Raw genomic sequence first — 15116 nt, 5'->3', positions numbered from 1 at the left:
CCGAACGGGCGGCTCGGGACGAATACTGGGCAGGAGACCCGGCCATGTCCGGTTCCGGACCGAGGACACCGTGCTGCTCAAGCTCCCGCAGGACCCCCCGCCCCTGTGGCCACGTTTCCGCAGCCCGCTGCGGTCGACGGCCCTCACCGCGCGGATCGGTCGCGTCCTGGGCATCTGTTTCGGGCTATGCTTCGTCACCGGGATGCTGAGCCACTACCAGTACCACCCGTGGAGCTGGCTGCCCGAGCCCGCCGTGCCCGTGTGGCTCTACCGCGTGACCCAGGGCGTGCACGTCACGACGGGCACGATCTCGATCCCACTGCTGCTGGTCAAGCTGTGGTCGGTGTACCCGAACCTGTTCCGCTGGCCGCTCGTCACGTCGGTGAAGAACGCGCTCGAGCGACTGTCCATCGCGGTGCTCGTGGCGTCGGCGCTGGTCGAGCTCACCACCGGCTACCTCAACGTCCTGAACTGGTACCCGTGGCCGTGGGACTTCGTCCCCGTCCACCGCTTCCTGGCCTACGTCGTCATCGGTTCCCTGCTGCTGCACATCGCCATCAAGCTGCCGGACATCAAGTACGGCCTCGGCGTGCCGGTGGCCAAGGGTGACGTGCTCACCGAGAAGCCGTGGAGCGACAACCCGGACTCGTGGTCGAACAACGACCACGAGCCGCCGCCCCCGCCGGCCCCGACCGGCATCTCGCGACGCGGCGTGCTCATCGCCACGGGCACGGGTGTCGGGCTCGTCGTCGCCACCCAGGTCGGGCAGAGCATCACCCCGCTCGAACCGATCGGGCTGCTGGCCGTACGCCAGCACCAGAAGGGTCCGCTCGGTGTGCCGATCAACCGGACCGCCGACCAGGCCGCGGTCCGCGAGCTGGCTCTGGCGCCCACCTGGGCGCTGCGGGTCGAGGGTCCGCAGCCCTACGAGCTGAGCCTGGCCGACGTCCTGAACATGTCGGTGCACGAGGCGAGCTTCCCGATCTCCTGCGTCGAGGGGTGGAGCGTCGGTGCGCACTGGCAGGGGCTGAGGCTGCTCGACGTCGTGCGCCGGGCAGGCGGCGACGCGGATTCGCACGTCGAGGTCCGGTCCCTGGAGCCCAAGGGTTCCTACAACCGCTCCTTTGTGCACGGCCCGCAGGTGTCGCACGCGTTGCTCGCCACCCACCTCAACGGCGAGCGCCTGACCATCGACCACGGCTACCCGTTGCGCCTCATCGCCCCCGACCGGGCCGGCGTGCTGAACACCAAGTGGCTGACGGGGGTGCGGGTCCTGTGATGCGCACCCGGATCGCCCTCGGCGTCCTCGGAGTGGCCCTCGGCCTGTTCGGTGTGTTCCGGTTGCTGACCCAGATCGACACCCCGGACCTCATCCAGCTGCTGATCTGGCTCGTGGTCGCGGTGGCTCTGCACGACGGTGTGCTGTCGCCGGTGCTGCTGGCCGTCGGCGCGGCGCTCGCGCGGATCCCGGCCCGGGCCCGTGCGGTGCTCCAGGCGGCGCTCGTCGTCGGCGCGCTGATCACGGTCATCGCACTGCCGCTGATCCATCGCGCGTACACGTTGCCGTCGCAGAAGGCCATCCTGCGTCAGGACTACGGCGCGAACCTCGGCATCCTGCTGGCCATCGTCGCGGGTGGCGCCCTGCTGCTGTACGCGTTCAGGGTCGTGCGCACGTGGCGTCGACCGGCCGAGGTCAGTGCCCCGTCAGCAGCTCCGCCGCCAGCCGCAGATCGCTGACCAACCCGGCGCGCGTCTGTTCCCTGTCCTCGTCGGGCGCGCGCAACACGGCGGACGGGTGGACGGTCGCCAGCATGTGCGGCACCGGCGTCTCGTCCCCGGCGAACGAGCCACGGTCCGGCGGCCATGCGATGTCCACCCCGCGGTTCTGCGTCAGCCGGAACGCGGGGCCGAGCAGCGAGGCCGACGCCGTGGCCCCCAGGGCGACGAGCACCGTCGGGCGCACGGCGGCGAGCTCCGCGGCCAGCCACGGCCGGCACGCGGTCGACTGCGCTGCGCTCGGCGTCTGGTGGATGCGCCGCTTGCCGCGCGGCGCCGGTTTCCAGCGGAAGTGCTTGACGGCGTTGGTGACGTAGTACGGGGTGTCGGAGAGCCCGGCATCGGCCAGGGCGCGGGCGAGTACTTCTCCGGCCGGGCCGACGAACGGCCGACCCTCACGGTCCTCGACGTCGCCCGGCTGCTCGCCGACGAGCATCAACCTCGCTGTGGCCGGGCCTTCGCCGAACACGGTGCCGTCCACGTCCTGGTACAGCTCGCAGCCCCGGCAGTCGCGGGCGGCTGCCGCCAGGTCCACCAGGGTGCGCTCGGACGGCAGGAACTCGCCCGCACCGATGTAGCTGGGTCTCGTCATGGTCGTGCCATACCGCTGGGCGACCTCCCGCTAAACCCGGCCGCCGTCAGCGCGGACGGGGTCCTGGGGACGCTGATGCCGAGGGCGCCGCACCGGCGTCCGATCAACGAGGGAGACGCAATGGCTGTAGGAGTCGCAACGGTATGGGTCGCGGTCGAGGACATGGATCGAGCCCTGGCGTTCTACCGGGATGTGCTCGGCCTGCCCGTGCACAACCAGGGAGACGACTGGAGTGAGCTCGACGCGAACGGACTGCGCATCGGTCTGAACGCCCGCGAGAACGCCACCACCGGTGGCGGCGGAGCGGTGATCACGTTCCAGCCCGACTCGTCCATCGACGAGGAGGTCGACCGTCTGAAGGGTCAGGGCGTCGAGTTCACCGGCGAGATCAGCGAGCACCCGTGGGGCCGGATCGCGCCGTTCCGGGACAGCGAGGGCAACGACCTGCAGTTCTACGCGCCGCCGCGGTAGATCGTCCGATGGGCCAGGTCGATCACCGTCCGGTGCGGCCGGCCCAGCAGGCCCGCCCGCTTGAGCGCAGCGGCGGCCGCGTTGCCCCCCGGGGCACCGTGGACGCCGCCGCCCGGATGGGCGGACGCGCCGGCCAGGTACAGGCCGTCGATCACGGTCTCGGCGCGACCCAGCCCGGGTACCGGGCGCAGGAACAGCTGCTGATGGATCGCGGCCGAACCACCGCCGACCGCACCGTGCACGAGGTTGCCGTCGTGGGCGTGCAGGTCGGCCGGTGACTGGATGCGCTCGGCGAGGATCGAGGCGCGGAAGCCGGGGGCCTGCGCCTCGACCGCGTCCTTGACGCGTTCCACCTGCAGCGCGAGGTCGTCGTCGGTCAGCGTGCGCGGGTCGGGCACGTGTGTGTACGCCCACGCCGACTCGGTACCCGCGGGGGAGCGCGTCGCGTCGGCGGTGGTCGTCTGGCCGAACAGCGCGAACGGCTGCGTCGGCAACGTGCCGGTCGCGAGCTGGGCCGAGTACCCGGTCAACCCGTTCAGGTCGGCCCCCAGGTGCACGGTGCCGGCGCCGCGCACCGCGGCATCCCTCCAGGGGACAGCGGCGTCGAGCGCCCAGTTGACCTTGAGCGTCGCGCCGTCCCACTCGAAACGGCGCAGGTCGTCCACCAGGCGCGGCGGCAGGTGCTGGTCACCGACGAGATCCCGGTACAGGCGAGGCGCGTCGACGTCGGCGGCGATGACGCGCGTGGCGATCCGCTCGCCGGAGGCCAACCGCACGCCGCGCACCTTCCCCCCGGCGACCTCAATGGCCTCGACGTGCGCATCGGTACGCACCTGGCCGCCGCGATGCTCGAGCCGGCGCACGAGAGCGTCAACGATCGCGCCGGAGCCGCCCTCGGGGACCGGGAAGCCGACGGTCTGGGCGAGCATGCACAGCAGCCAACCGTAGACCGCCGAGCCGGCCGACTCGGGCCCGAGGTCGGTGTGCAGGGCGTTGCCGGCCAGCAGCAGCGCGGCCCCCTCACCGCCGAACGTCTCGCGTGCGTACTCCCGCACCGGGAGCACGGCGAACCGGGCGAAGCGCAACAGCTCGGCGACCCCCAGTGTGCGGACGAGGCGCGCGATGGCGCGCGGGGCCGGGAACGGCGTGAGCACGATGGTCAGCAGCGCCTCGCTGATACGTTCGTACTGCGACACCACCTGCCGCCACGCATCGCCGTCACCGGGCGCGAACCGCTCGAGCGAGGCGGCGGTGACGTCGACGTCCCGGTCGAGCAGGGCGACCCGCCCGTCAGGCAGCACGTGGGCCAGCGGGTGCGGCGCGTGCGACCAGCGCAGCCCCCAGCCGTCGAGCCCGAGGCGGTCAAGTACCGGGGAGGCGGCCGACAACGGGTAGAACGAGCTGTACCAGTCGGTGACGTAATTCGGGTGCAGACTGCGGTCCGACTTGACCGCGCCGCCGGGTGAGGACGCGGCTTCGAGCACCAGCACGTCCCACCCCGCGTCGGCCAGCACGTTGGCCGCGACCAGCCCGTTGTGGCCGGCCCCGATCACGACCGCGTCGGGTCCGCTCATGCCGTCAGGCCGCGCGGTCGGGCCAGTGCCCGAAGCGCCGGTCGGCCTCCGGGTGCGGGGTCGTGACGTTGCCGGGGTTGGGGGACTCCTTCGTCCGGGTGAGAGCCATCAACCGGAACAGCGGGCCCACGAGGCGGTCGTAGACGAACGGCAGCAGCCGGTACCCGATGATGATGACCGGGTTGGTCGGCCCGACGGGCACCGAGACGTGCTTGCGCGGGCGGTCGGCCAGCCGCTCGATGGCCGCCGCGGTGCGCTCGGGCTGCAGCACCGGGACGGGCGGGCGCGCGGAGCGGCCGGTGTAGTTCGCGGCCTGGTAGTAGATGGGCGTGTTCGTGCTGCCCGGGCTGACGATGCACACGTGCACCCCACGGGTGTGCTGGACCTCCTGCTGCAAGGTGCGCGCAACCGCCCGTTGACCCCACTTGGCCGTGGCGTAGGCGCCCATGTTCGGCACCGTCACGGAACCGAGCAGCGAGTTGACGATGATCACCGTGCCCGAACCCTGCTGGCGCAGCAGCGGCAGGACGATCCGGGCCAGGTGGGCGGTGCCGTGGATGGCGACGTCCACGACCTCTTCGAACACCTCGCGGGGGAGTTGCTCGATGGTGCCGTAGGCCATCACGGTGGCGGTGTGCACCAGCACGTCGATGCCGCCGAACCGCTGGACGGCCAGATCGGCGACGTGCTGCACGTCTGCTTCCTTGCCGACGTCCGCGGCAAGGGTGACCACGTCGTCCGCACCCTCGGTGCGGCACGACGTCGCGGCCTGCTGCAGGGCGGTCTCGTCCCGCGCGACCAGCAGCAGGCGGTCGCCCCGGCGGGCGAACGCCTCGGCGCTGGCCAGCCCGATGCCGCTCGACGCCCCGACGATCACGATGCGCTTGCTCAAGGCTTCAGGACCACCTTGATGCATCCGTCGTCCTTGGCGCGGAACATCTCGTAGCCGTGCACCGCGTCGGAGAGGGGCAGCGTGTGGGTGGTGAGGTCCAGCGTGCCGAGCGGGTCGGCCGGGTCGCTGACGATCGGCAGGATGTCGTCGGTCCACCGGCGGACGTGCGCCTGGCCCATGCGCAGCTGCACGCCGCGGTCGAACATCTCCATCATCGGCATGGGGTCGACCTCGCCGCCGTAGACGCCACTGACCGACACCGTACCGCCGCGGCGCACGCCCTTAATCGCGCCCAGCAGGGCGTCGAGACGGTCGCCGGCGAGCTTGTCGGTGACCTTCTGGCCCACTGCGTCGGGCAACAACCCGGTGGCCTTCTGCGCCAGGGAGATGAACGTGCTGCCCGGTGCGCCGCCGTGGGCCTCCATGCCGACGGCGTCGATGGTGCTGTCGGGGCCGCGACCGTCGACGCGGGAGATCAGCTCCGCCGAGATGTCCTCGACCGAACCGAGGTCGAGCGGCTCCGCGCCGTAGCGCTCGGCCAGGGCCAACCGCTCGGGCACCGAGTCGATGGCGATGACGCGACCCACCCCGAGGTACTTGGCGATCCGGACCGCCATCTGACCGATGGGTCCGAGGCCTAACACCGCGAGCGACCCGCCCTCCGGGACGTCGGCGTACTGCACCGCCTGCCACGCCGTGGGCAGGACGTCGGAGAGGAACAGGAACTGCTCGTCGGGCGTGCCGTCCGGGATCTTGACCGGGCCGAACTGAGCCTGCGGCACGCGGAGGTACTCGGCCTGCCCGCCGGGGACCGACCCGTACAGCGAGCTGAAGCCGAACAGGCTGGCGCCCTTGCCCTCGCTGGTGACCTGCGTCGTCTCGCACTGGGCGAACAGCTTGCGTCGGCACATCCAGCAGTGGCCGCAGGAGATGTTGAACGGCACCACGACGCGGTCGCCGGGGGCCAGGTTCGACACCTCGCTGCCGACCTCCTCCACGACGCCCATGGCCTCGTGACCGAGGACGTCGCCGGGCTTGAGGAACGGTCCGAGGACCCCGTACAGGTGCAGGTCCGAGCCGCAGATGGCGGTGGACGTGACGCGCACGACGGCGTCGGTCGGCTGCTCGATCGCAGGATCCGGGACGTCGGTCACCTGGACGTCCATGTTGCCTTGCCAGGTCAGGGCCTTCACGGCGTACTCCTTCACTACAGCGCCGCCGTGGGTTCGACCGACACCATCAGCGTGCCCACCGTCGCACCTGCCAAACGGAGCACCTGGCACGATGAGCGGCCGGCCCAACACCGGCCGCCCGTCGCTCGGTATGGAGTCCGTATGGCCACCAACACGACCGTGGTGCACGCCGGCGCCGCGCAGGTTTTCGCGGTGTTGTCCGACGGTTGGGTCTACAGCAACTGGGTCGTCGGCACGTCGCACATGCGGGCCGTCGAAGCCGACTGGCCGGCGGTCGGCAGCCGGCTGTTCCATGCCTCGGGTGCCTGGCCGTTCGTCGCTCGCGACGAGACCACGGTGCTCGAGTGCGAACCGCCGTCCCGGCTGGTGCTCACGGCCAAGGCGCACCCGTTCGGCGAGGCCACCATCACCCTCGAGCTGACGGACGAGGCCGCCGGCTGCCGGGTCGTGCTGACCGAGACCCCGTCCGCCGGCCCCGGCCGGTGGTTCAACAACCCGGCGGCGGAGGCGTTGCTGGTCCGCCGCAACGTGGAGACGCTGGCGCGACTCGCGGCACTCGCCGAACGTCGGACGACACCGCACGACCGCTGAGGTCGGCGGGAGCAGGGGTCAGCAGACCTCGACGTGCGTCCCGCGGCGACGGATCGCCTCGACCAGCTGTTCGTCGGCGGCCCGGTCGGTGACCAGGGTGTGGACCTGATCCATCTCGGCGAGCAACGTGGGCCCCTGCCGCCCCAGTTTCGCGGCATCGGCCAGGACGACCAGCTCCTCGGCGTGACGGAGCATGCTGTGGTGCGACCCCGCAGCCATGATCTTGGTGCCGGTGACGCCGCCCTGCGGATGCACGCCGAACGCGCCGGCGAACATCACGTCGACGTGCAGGTCGGCCATGTTCTGCTCGGTCATCGGGCCGAGCAGGGTCAGTTGCTCGCGATGCAGCACGCCGCCCAGCACGACCACCGTGATGTCCGGGTGCTCGGCGAGGGTGTGCGCGACGTCGAGACCGTTGGTGACGACGGTCAGCTCGTGCCCGGCACAGAAGGGCAGCATGGCCGCGGTGGTCGAGCCCCCGAGAATCATCACGGTCGTCCCGTCCGTCAGCCGGTCGGCAGCCGCCTTGCCGATGCGCCGCTTGACGTCGTCGGTCTCCGGCGCGGCCTGGGGCCGGGTCTCGGGGTACAGGGTGGCCCGGTGCAGGTAGGCGCCACCGTGGGCACGGCGCAGTCGTCCCTCGGCCTCCAGGTCGGCGAGGTCGCGACGAACGGTGGACGTGCTGACACCCAGGGCATCGGCGAGGTCCTCGACCTGGGCCGAGCCCGATCGGTGGAGGTGTTCGACGAGCCGGCGGCGCCGGTCGGGGACGAGCACGGGGACCTCTTCCCAGGCGCGGTTTGCCTGTGGTTGAACGGCTTTGCGCGAATCTGCGCACTTGCGATTGTTCGTGCGCATAGCCGGGTACCCATCCGGCACGGCGCAAGAACGCGTCGAACATAACCGAGAGGACCCCGCCATGACGGCTTCCACGCAGAGCGACGGCAACGCGACCGGCTCACGCACCATCAAGAACCAGCAGACGACGAGCTTCGCCGACCTCGGCAAGGAGATGTGGGCCTACCTCACGGGCAAGGGCGCCGCCATCAACTACGAGTTCGTGGACATGACCGTCGAGGTCCCGCGCGAGACCGGCACCGAGGCACCCCGCGCCACGTGGAAGCTGAACGGCACCCTGCGCATCACCACGGCCGAGGACGCATCCCGCGGGTGAGTGACGACGGTAGTCGGCGAGCACACGTGCAGTCCGATCTCCACGTCGAGGTCGAAGGCCTGCACGCCTCGCTAGTCGCCGACGGGAGACATCTGACGCTCGTGACCGACGATGCGGGGGCATTGCTCGGCCAGGCACGGTCCGCGGCCCGACAGGCCGGTGTGACGTCGTCCCCACGCCTGTTCCTGGCGGAGATGCAGCGTCGCCTCGATGACGCCGGGCTGACCGCCCGGGTCGTCGGTCGCCGCGGGGTGCTCGTCGAGACCGGCCGGGGCGCGACGGCGTGGAGTTCCCGCATCACGGGTTCACCTGACGTCCAGCTCGGGCGGGCCGGCGCGGTCGTCCCCGCCGTGTGGGCCTACGTCCTCGCCGGAGCCGGCTTGCGCGGCATTGCAGCGACCACAACGGGTCTGGTCGCTGCCGGTGTGCTCGTGGGAGTGGTACGCCACCGTCGCCCACGACGGGGCGGGTCGTCATGACCTCGCCACGCGCCGACTGGCGCGAGCGGGCCGCCTGCGCAGGCGTGGACCCGGAGCTGTTCTTCCCTGTCGGGTCGGGCATCCGGGCCAACCGCCAAGCGGTCGCTGCCAAACGCATCTGTGCCGGCTGCCCGGTGATCGAGCGGTGCCGGGACCTTGCGCTGCGCCGTGGCTTCGAGGGCATCTGGGGCGGCCTGGACGACGACGAGCGCCGCCGGTTGCGGGCCCGCCGCCCGTCCGGGGAACCGCCGCCATCGGGCTGGACCCCGGGTCAGGCCCGCTCGGCGTAGTGCCGGCCGGGCCGCCCGTCCGGCGGGGCGCATGTCTGCGCACGTACGCAAAATCTTGAGTGACTGTGATCGGTCGTGCGGGTACCTCCTCCGCGACCCAGACCCCCACCCTGAAGTGGAGAGCCACCATGGCCGCCATCCTGTTCGGATCCATCAGCAGCATCGCCGACACCTCGGAGCTGCAGCGCCAGGCGTTCAACGACGCCTTCGCCCAGCACGGGCTCTCGTGGCACTGGGACCAGGACGACTACCGCACGCTCCTGACCTCCAGTGGCGGCGCCCAACGCGTCGCCGACTACGCCGCATCACGGGGTGAGCAGGTCGACGCGGCCGCCGTGCACGCCACGAAGTCCGAGATGTTCCAGCGCAGCCTGGTGTCCTCCGGCATCGCCCCCCGCGACGGCGTCGCCGACACCATCCACGCGGCCAAGGACGCCGGCGAGAAGGTTGCTCTCGTCAGCGGGACGTCCGCCGAGAACCTCACCGCGCTGCTGTCGGCCCTGAGCCCCGAGGTGTCGGAGTCCGACTTCGACCTCGTCATGACGTCGGCCGACGTGGACAAGCCCAAGCCCGACCCGTCCGAGTACACCGATGCGGTTCAGCGTCTGCAGGAACAGCCCGAGGACTGCATCGCCGTCGAGGACAACGTGCCCGGCGTGCAGGCCGCGGTCGCCGCCGGCGTCACCTGCGTCGCCTTCCCCAACACGAACACCGTCGCACACGACTTCGGTGCCGCTCGCGAGACCGTGAGCCGCGTCGAATTCAGTGAGCTCCAGAACCTCAGGCGGAGCGCCTGAGCTGACCACCGGCCCTCCGCCGCAGCAGATCACGGGAGAGAACACCGAATGACCGGTACGACATCCGACACCGTCCAGACCGAACTGATGTGCGGGTTCACGGCGTCCGAAACGGCCTTCCACGTCGAGGCCTACGAGAAGATCGACTACTCGCTGGTCATCGTCGACGGTGCGTTCTCGGTCGACAACGACCAGATCGCGTCGAGCTACCGTCGCTTCGGCCGCTGTTTGATGGTGGTCGACGAGACGGTGTACGGCCTCTACGGCGAGCAGATCGACACCTACTTCGCCCATCACGGCATCGACCTCACGGTGTTCCAGATCCGGATCACCGAGCCCGCCAAGTCGCTCGGCACGCTCGAGAAGATCGTGGATGCGTTCGGCGAGTTCGGGCTGGTGCGCACCGAGCCCGTCCTGGTTGTCGGCGGGGGTCTGACGACCGACGTGGCCGGCATGGCGTGCGCGACGTTCCGGCGGGCGACCAACTACATCCGCGTGCCCACCAGTTTGATCGGGCTCATCGACGCGAGTGTGGCGATCAAGGTCGCGGTGAACCACGGCCACTACAAGAACCGGCTGGGCGCGTTCCACGCCTCCAAGCAGGTCGTGCTGGACTTCTCGTTCCTCAAGACCTTGCCCGTCGAGCAGGTCCGCAACGGCATGGCCGAGATCATCAAGATCGCAGTGGTGGCCAACAACGGCGTCTTCGAGCTGATGGAGAAGTACGGCGAAGACCTGCTGGCCACCCGCTTCGGGCACCTCGACGGGACCCCCGAACTGCGCGAGATCGCGAACCGCATCACCTACGACGCGATCGAGACCATGCTGGCGCTCGAGGTGCCCAACCTGCAGGAGATCGACCTGGACCGGGTCATCGCGTTCGGGCACACCTGGAGCCCCACCCTCGAGCTCACCCCCGAGGTGCCGTTCTTCCACGGCCACGCGATCAACGTGGACATGGCCCTGTCGACGACGCTCGCCGAGCAGCGCGGGTACATCTCGATCAGCGAGCGGGACCGGATCTTCTGGTTGATGAGCCGGCTGGGCCTGACCCTGGACACGCCGTATCTGACCCCGGAGCTGTTGCACCGTGGCACCGACTCGATCGTCCAGACCCGGGACGGCCTGCTGCGGGCCGCCGTTCCCCGCCCGATCGGCACGTGCTTCTTCGTCAACGACCTGTCGCGGGACGAGTTGGAAGCCACGTTGACGATCCACCGGGAGAACGCACGCAAGTACCCCCGCGAAGGGGCCGGCGAGGACATGTTCATCGATGCCGGCTCGCACTGACCCCGAGACGCAGGCACCACGGCCCGTCACGCCGGTCGGCATCTTGGCCGAGTTGTTGCGTGACGCGGTAGCGAACTGGGACGAGCTGTCCGACGAGGACCGGCGGGCGCGGGTCACCCGCGCCGCCGACCTCGCCGGCGGGCTCGATCCGTACCTGGACGAATGCACGACGGCACAGTCGCCGGCCCTGGCCGAACTTGCCCGCCGCACGGGCTCGCACGACTGGACGCACGTCGGTGACGACGTGGGCGTCCTGGTCGAGCAGGAGATGCTGTCCGGTCACGTCGAGGGTGCAGCGCTGCGAATGCTGGTGCGTATGGCCGGCGCGCGTCGCGTGCTGGACATCGGCATGTTCACCGGCTACTCCGCGCTCGCCATGGCCGAGGCCCTCCCGCCGGACGGTGTGGTCGTGGCGTGCGAGATCAACGCCGACGTCGCCGCGTTCGCGGCCGACAGCTTTCGAGCCTCACCGGCCGGACGGCGCATCACGATCGAGGTCGGGCCGGCGCACGCCACCCTGCGCGCGCTCGCCGCAGCGGGGGAGCGTTTCGACTTCGTGTTCGTCGACGCCGACAAGGCCGGGTACCTCGACTACGTCCACACGTTGCTCGACGACGGCCTGCTCGCGCCGGGCGGGACGATCTGCATCGACAACACCCTCATGCAGGGTGAGCCGTGGTTGTCGGGAACACCCAGCGCCAACGGCACCGCCATCACCGATTTCAACGCGGCCCTGGCCGGCGACCCGCGGGTCGAGCAGGTGCTGCTTCCGCTGCGCGACGGGATGACCTTGGCCCGCCGCGTGCACACCGACCAGGAGGCGCTGTGAGAACCACGCCGTTGCAACCGTTGGGTGTCGAGGTCTCCGACGTGTCGCTGGGCGCGATCACCGACGATGACATCTCCACCCTGCGCCGCCTGCTGGCCGAGCACGGCGTACTGGTCGTACCGGGCCAGGACGCGCTCGACGACGACGGGTTCGTCGCGTTCCTGTCCCGCTTCGGCGAACTCACCTTCACCACGGGTGAGACCCCGGTGCCCGAGACCCCGGCGCTCAACGTCATCAGCAACGTGGGCCGGACCACGCCGCCGAAGAGCTCGTTCCACGTCGACACCAGCTACGTCCGGGTGCCTCCGGTCTACACGGCGCTGCGGGCGGTGCAGATCCCGTCGCGCGGGGGCGAGACGCTGTTCAGCGACCAGTACCGCGCCTACGACACGCTGGACGCGGGCCTGCGGGAGGCGCTCGGTACGAGCACGGTCCGGCACGTCGCCACCGGCGTCGAGCTCGGCCCGGACGACGAGAGCGAGGCCGAGCACCCGCTGTTCCGGCAGCACCCGATCAGCGGGCGTACCAGCGTGTACCTGTCGACGCCGCAACGGTGCCGGTCGATCAGCGGCTTGTCCGAGCAGGACGCGACGCGCACCGTCGCGCAGCTCCTGGAGCACTCGACGCGCCCCGACAACATCCTGCGGCACGCGTGGTCGCCGGGTGACGTCGTCATGTGGGACAACGGGTGCGTGCTGCACCGGGCGGACCATGCGGACGTCACCGGCGACCGGGTCATGCACCGCGGCATGGTGGCCGGCCCGTACGTCGTGGAGCCGTCGACGCGATGAGTACGCCGCAGGCCGGTCGCGCGGCGCTGGTGGTGCAGGCGCGCACGGCGGCCACACTGGCCCTGCTGACCGCGGTGCTGCCGCTGAACGCGGCCGTCACCGCCGTTGCCGGCGTGCGGGCCCTCGTGTCCTGCGCCGAACGCGGCCGTCCCGACCGCCCGAGGACCGTCCTGATCAGCGGCGGCAAGATGACCAAGGCGCTGCAGCTCGCCCGCTCGTTCCACCGGGCAGGCCACCGCGTCGTGCTCGTCGAGTCGGGCAAGTACCGGCTCACCGGCCACCGGTTCTCCAACGCCGTCGACGCGTTCCACACGGTGCCGAAGCCGGACGACCCCGGTTACGCCGACGCGCTGCTGCGCATCGTGCAGCTGGAGAAGGTCGACGTGTACGTGCCGGTGTGCAGCCCGGCCGCGAGCTACTACGACGCCCTGGCCAAGCCGGTGCTCGAGCCGTACTGCGAGGTCCTGCACGGCGACGCGGACGTGATCGCCGCCCTCGACGACAAGCAGCGCTTCGCCGAGACCGCGGCGTCCTTCGGGTTGCCCGTCCCCGACTCGCACCGGGTGACCGCCGCGAAGGAGGTCGAGGAGTTCGACTTCGCCGGCGGCCGCCCGCCCTACATCCTCAAGAGCATCCCCTACGACCCGGTCCACCGGCTCGACCTCACGCCGCTGCCGCGTGACACTCCTGCGCGGACGGCGGAGTTCGCGCGGTCGAAACCGATGACGCCCGAGACGCCGTGGATCATGCAGTCCTTCGTTCCCGGCCAGGAGTACTGCACGCACAGCACCGTCCGTGACGGTCGGGTGCAGGTGTTCGCGTGCTGCGAGTCCTCGGCGTTCCAGATCAACTACGAGATGGTGGACAAGCCGGCGATGGCCGAGTGGGTCAGCACCTTCGTCGGCGCGCTGGGCATCACCGGACAGGTGTCCTTCGACTTCATCGAGGACGCCGACGGCGAGGTGTACGCCATCGAGTGCAACCCCCGGACGCACTCGGCCATCACCATGTTCTACGACGAGCCGGCGCTCGCGTCCGCCTACCTTGACGACGTCGTCGGTCCGCCGCTGGTACCGACCGCGCGGAGCCGGCCGACGTACTGGATCTACCACGAGGTCTGGCGCCTGGTGACCGAACCGAACCGGGCGGCGCGGCTGCGCACCATCCTGCGGGGCAAGGACGCCATCTTCGACTGGCACGACCCGCTGCCGTTCCTGCTCGAGCACCACCTGCAGATCCCGTGGCTGCTGCTGCAGAGCCTGCGCCAGGGCAAGGACTGGATCCGCATCGACTTCAACATCGGCAAGCTGGTGGAGCAGGCCGGCGACTGATGACCCTGCGCGTTCTGCACCTGGCGGGCTCGGCCGTCAGCGACTTCTTCTGCGACCTGTCCCGGCTCTACGCCGCCGACTGTCTCGCGGCGACCGGCGACCCCGATCGGTACGAGTTCCACGTCGCGTACGTGACGCCGGACGGCCGCTGGCGCTTCCCGGTGGACCTCGGCGACGCCGCGATCGACGCGGCCGCGCCGATGCCCGTGGCCGAGGCGGTGGCAAGGATCGTCGACCTGGACATCGACGTCATGGTTCCGCAGATGTTCTGCGTGCCGGGCATGACGTCCTACCGTGCCCTGTTCGACGTGCTGGGCATCCCGTACGTGGGAAACCCGGCCGACGTCATGGCCCTGACGGCACACAAGGGTCGTGCGCGCGCCGTGGTAGCCGCCCACGGTGTCGCCGTCCCGGCCGGGCAACTCGTGAGCCGCGGCGAGCAGCCCGACGTCAGGCTGCCGTGCGTTGTGAAACCGGTGGACGCCGACAACTCGGTGGGGGTCTCGCTGGTGCGCCGCCCCGAGCAGCTGGGCCGCGCCCTGAACCGTGCGTTCGAGCACTCCGACGCCGTCCTCGTCGAGACCTACGTCGAGGCCGGGCGTGAGGTGCGCTGCGGCATCGTCGAAAGCGGTGACGAACTGGTCTGCCTACCGCTGGAGGAGTACCGGCTGGACGCCGACCAGCCGATCCGGCAGGGAGCCGACAAGCTGGCCCGCCGCGACGACGGGCAGCTGCAACTCATGGCCAAGAGCGCCCAGGTCGCCTGGATCGTGGACGCGACCGACCCGGTAGTCGACGCCGTCCAGAAGGCCGCCCGGCGCTGTCACGTGGCGCTGGGGTGCCGCGACTACAGCCTGACCGACTTCCGCATCAACCCCGACGGCCGCCCGTGGTTCCTCGAGGCCGGGTTGTACAACTCGTTCGCGGAGACCAGCGTCGTGCCGACCATGGCCCGCGCGGCCGGAATCTCCACCGCCGGGCTGTTCAACGAGCTGGTAGAGCGGGCCGCAGGGCGCCGACGGTAGCCCGGGGGGCTCGGGCCAGGC

Annotated in this window: 18 protein-coding genes; 13 read left to right on the top strand and 5 right to left on the bottom strand. The window is 70.6% G+C overall.

The window, feature by feature from the left end; all coding sequences use genetic code 11:
- Positions 1–70 precede the first annotated feature (70 nt).
- Positions 71–1279, top strand: coding sequence for a molybdopterin-dependent oxidoreductase (locus tag ACFFCA_RS02015; protein ID WP_375481303.1), 1209 nt, complete (start codon positions 71–73; stop codon positions 1277–1279).
- Entirely contained in the window at positions 1279–1737 is a 459-nt protein-coding gene (locus ACFFCA_RS02010; RefSeq protein ID WP_375481301.1) for a hypothetical protein, read from the top strand. The genes ACFFCA_RS02015 and ACFFCA_RS02010 overlap by 1 nt, the downstream gene beginning before the upstream one ends.
- Here ACFFCA_RS02010 and ACFFCA_RS02005 read toward each other — a convergent pair.
- Entirely contained in the window at positions 1694–2368 is a 675-nt protein-coding gene (locus ACFFCA_RS02005) for a UdgX family uracil-DNA binding protein (protein WP_375481299.1), read from the bottom strand. The genes ACFFCA_RS02010 and ACFFCA_RS02005 overlap by 44 nt on opposite strands.
- A 120-nt stretch (positions 2369–2488) precedes the next feature.
- Here ACFFCA_RS02005 and ACFFCA_RS02000 point away from each other — a divergent pair, with 120 nt between their 5' ends.
- Positions 2489–2839, top strand: a complete 351-nt coding sequence (locus tag ACFFCA_RS02000; protein WP_375481297.1) for a VOC family protein — start codon at positions 2489–2491, stop codon at positions 2837–2839.
- Here the strand turns inward: ACFFCA_RS02000 and ACFFCA_RS01995 are convergent.
- From ACFFCA_RS01995 to ACFFCA_RS01985, 3 genes are read right to left on the bottom strand one after another with little or no spacing between them, the layout of a single operon-like run.
- Entirely contained in the window at positions 2821–4413 is a 1593-nt protein-coding gene (locus ACFFCA_RS01995) for a phytoene desaturase family protein (protein ID WP_375481295.1), read from the bottom strand. The genes ACFFCA_RS02000 and ACFFCA_RS01995 overlap by 19 nt on opposite strands.
- A 4-nt stretch (positions 4414–4417) precedes the next feature.
- Positions 4418–5305, bottom strand: coding sequence for an SDR family NAD(P)-dependent oxidoreductase (locus ACFFCA_RS01990; protein WP_375481293.1), 888 nt, complete (start codon positions 5303–5305; stop codon positions 4418–4420).
- A complete protein-coding gene (locus tag ACFFCA_RS01985) occupies positions 5302–6498 on the bottom strand; it encodes a zinc-dependent alcohol dehydrogenase (RefSeq protein WP_375481291.1) in 1197 nt (398 codons plus the stop codon). The genes ACFFCA_RS01990 and ACFFCA_RS01985 overlap by 4 nt, the downstream gene beginning before the upstream one ends.
- A gap of 141 nt (positions 6499–6639) precedes the next feature.
- Here ACFFCA_RS01985 and ACFFCA_RS01980 point away from each other — a divergent pair, with 141 nt between their 5' ends.
- Positions 6640–7089 carry an SRPBCC domain-containing protein gene (locus tag ACFFCA_RS01980; protein WP_375481289.1) on the top strand — a complete coding sequence of 150 codons (450 nt, stop codon included), beginning with the start codon at positions 6640–6642 and terminating at the stop codon, positions 7087–7089.
- 18 nt (positions 7090–7107) lie between these two features.
- Here ACFFCA_RS01980 and ACFFCA_RS01975 read toward each other — a convergent pair whose 3' ends face one another.
- On the bottom strand, positions 7108–7866 hold the full coding sequence (locus tag ACFFCA_RS01975) for a DeoR/GlpR family DNA-binding transcription regulator (protein WP_375481287.1): 759 nt from the start codon (positions 7864–7866) through the stop codon (positions 7108–7110).
- Between the two features lie 142 nt (positions 7867–8008).
- Here ACFFCA_RS01975 and ACFFCA_RS01970 point away from each other — a divergent pair, with 142 nt between their 5' ends.
- The 9 genes from ACFFCA_RS01970 (at position 8009) to ACFFCA_RS01930 (ending at position 15095) form a co-directional block, all read left to right on the top strand.
- Positions 8009–8263 (top strand): hypothetical protein, encoded by a 255-nt coding sequence (locus ACFFCA_RS01970; RefSeq protein WP_375481285.1) that lies wholly within the window; start codon positions 8009–8011, stop codon positions 8261–8263.
- Positions 8264–8289: 26 nt separating this feature from the next.
- Complete coding sequence (locus tag ACFFCA_RS01965; RefSeq protein ID WP_375481284.1) at positions 8290–8742, top strand: hypothetical protein; 453 nt, start codon at positions 8290–8292, stop codon at positions 8740–8742.
- The gene (locus ACFFCA_RS01960; RefSeq protein ID WP_375481282.1) at positions 8739–9032 is read left to right on the top strand and encodes a WhiB family transcriptional regulator; all 294 of its coding nucleotides are present in this window, start codon (positions 8739–8741) and stop codon (positions 9030–9032) included. The genes ACFFCA_RS01965 and ACFFCA_RS01960 overlap by 4 nt, the downstream gene beginning before the upstream one ends.
- 128 nt (positions 9033–9160) lie before the next feature.
- Positions 9161–9829, top strand: coding sequence for an HAD-IA family hydrolase (locus ACFFCA_RS01955; RefSeq protein ID WP_375481280.1), 669 nt, complete (start codon positions 9161–9163; stop codon positions 9827–9829).
- Between the two features lie 48 nt (positions 9830–9877).
- Positions 9878–11119, top strand: coding sequence for a sedoheptulose 7-phosphate cyclase (locus tag ACFFCA_RS01950; RefSeq protein ID WP_375481278.1), 1242 nt, complete (start codon positions 9878–9880; stop codon positions 11117–11119).
- On the top strand, positions 11103–11948 hold the full coding sequence (locus tag ACFFCA_RS01945) for an O-methyltransferase (protein ID WP_375481276.1): 846 nt from the start codon (positions 11103–11105) through the stop codon (positions 11946–11948). The genes ACFFCA_RS01950 and ACFFCA_RS01945 overlap by 17 nt, the downstream gene beginning before the upstream one ends.
- A complete protein-coding gene (locus ACFFCA_RS01940; RefSeq protein WP_375481274.1) occupies positions 11945–12739 on the top strand; it encodes a TauD/TfdA dioxygenase family protein in 795 nt (264 codons plus the stop codon). The genes ACFFCA_RS01945 and ACFFCA_RS01940 overlap by 4 nt, the downstream gene beginning before the upstream one ends.
- Entirely contained in the window at positions 12736–14070 is a 1335-nt protein-coding gene (locus ACFFCA_RS01935; protein WP_375481272.1) for an ATP-grasp enzyme, read from the top strand. Before ACFFCA_RS01940 ends, ACFFCA_RS01935 begins: the two co-directional genes overlap by 4 nt.
- Complete coding sequence (locus ACFFCA_RS01930; RefSeq protein ID WP_375481270.1) at positions 14070–15095, top strand: D-alanine--D-alanine ligase; 1026 nt, start codon at positions 14070–14072, stop codon at positions 15093–15095. Before ACFFCA_RS01935 ends, ACFFCA_RS01930 begins: the two co-directional genes overlap by 1 nt.
- Positions 15096–15116 lie beyond the last annotated feature (21 nt).

It is taken from the genome of uncultured Jatrophihabitans sp. (genome assembly GCF_964252635.1).
Lineage (GTDB): Bacteria > Actinomycetota > Actinomycetes > Mycobacteriales > Jatrophihabitantaceae > Jatrophihabitans.
This window is presented reverse-complemented; position numbering and strand designations above follow the sequence as displayed.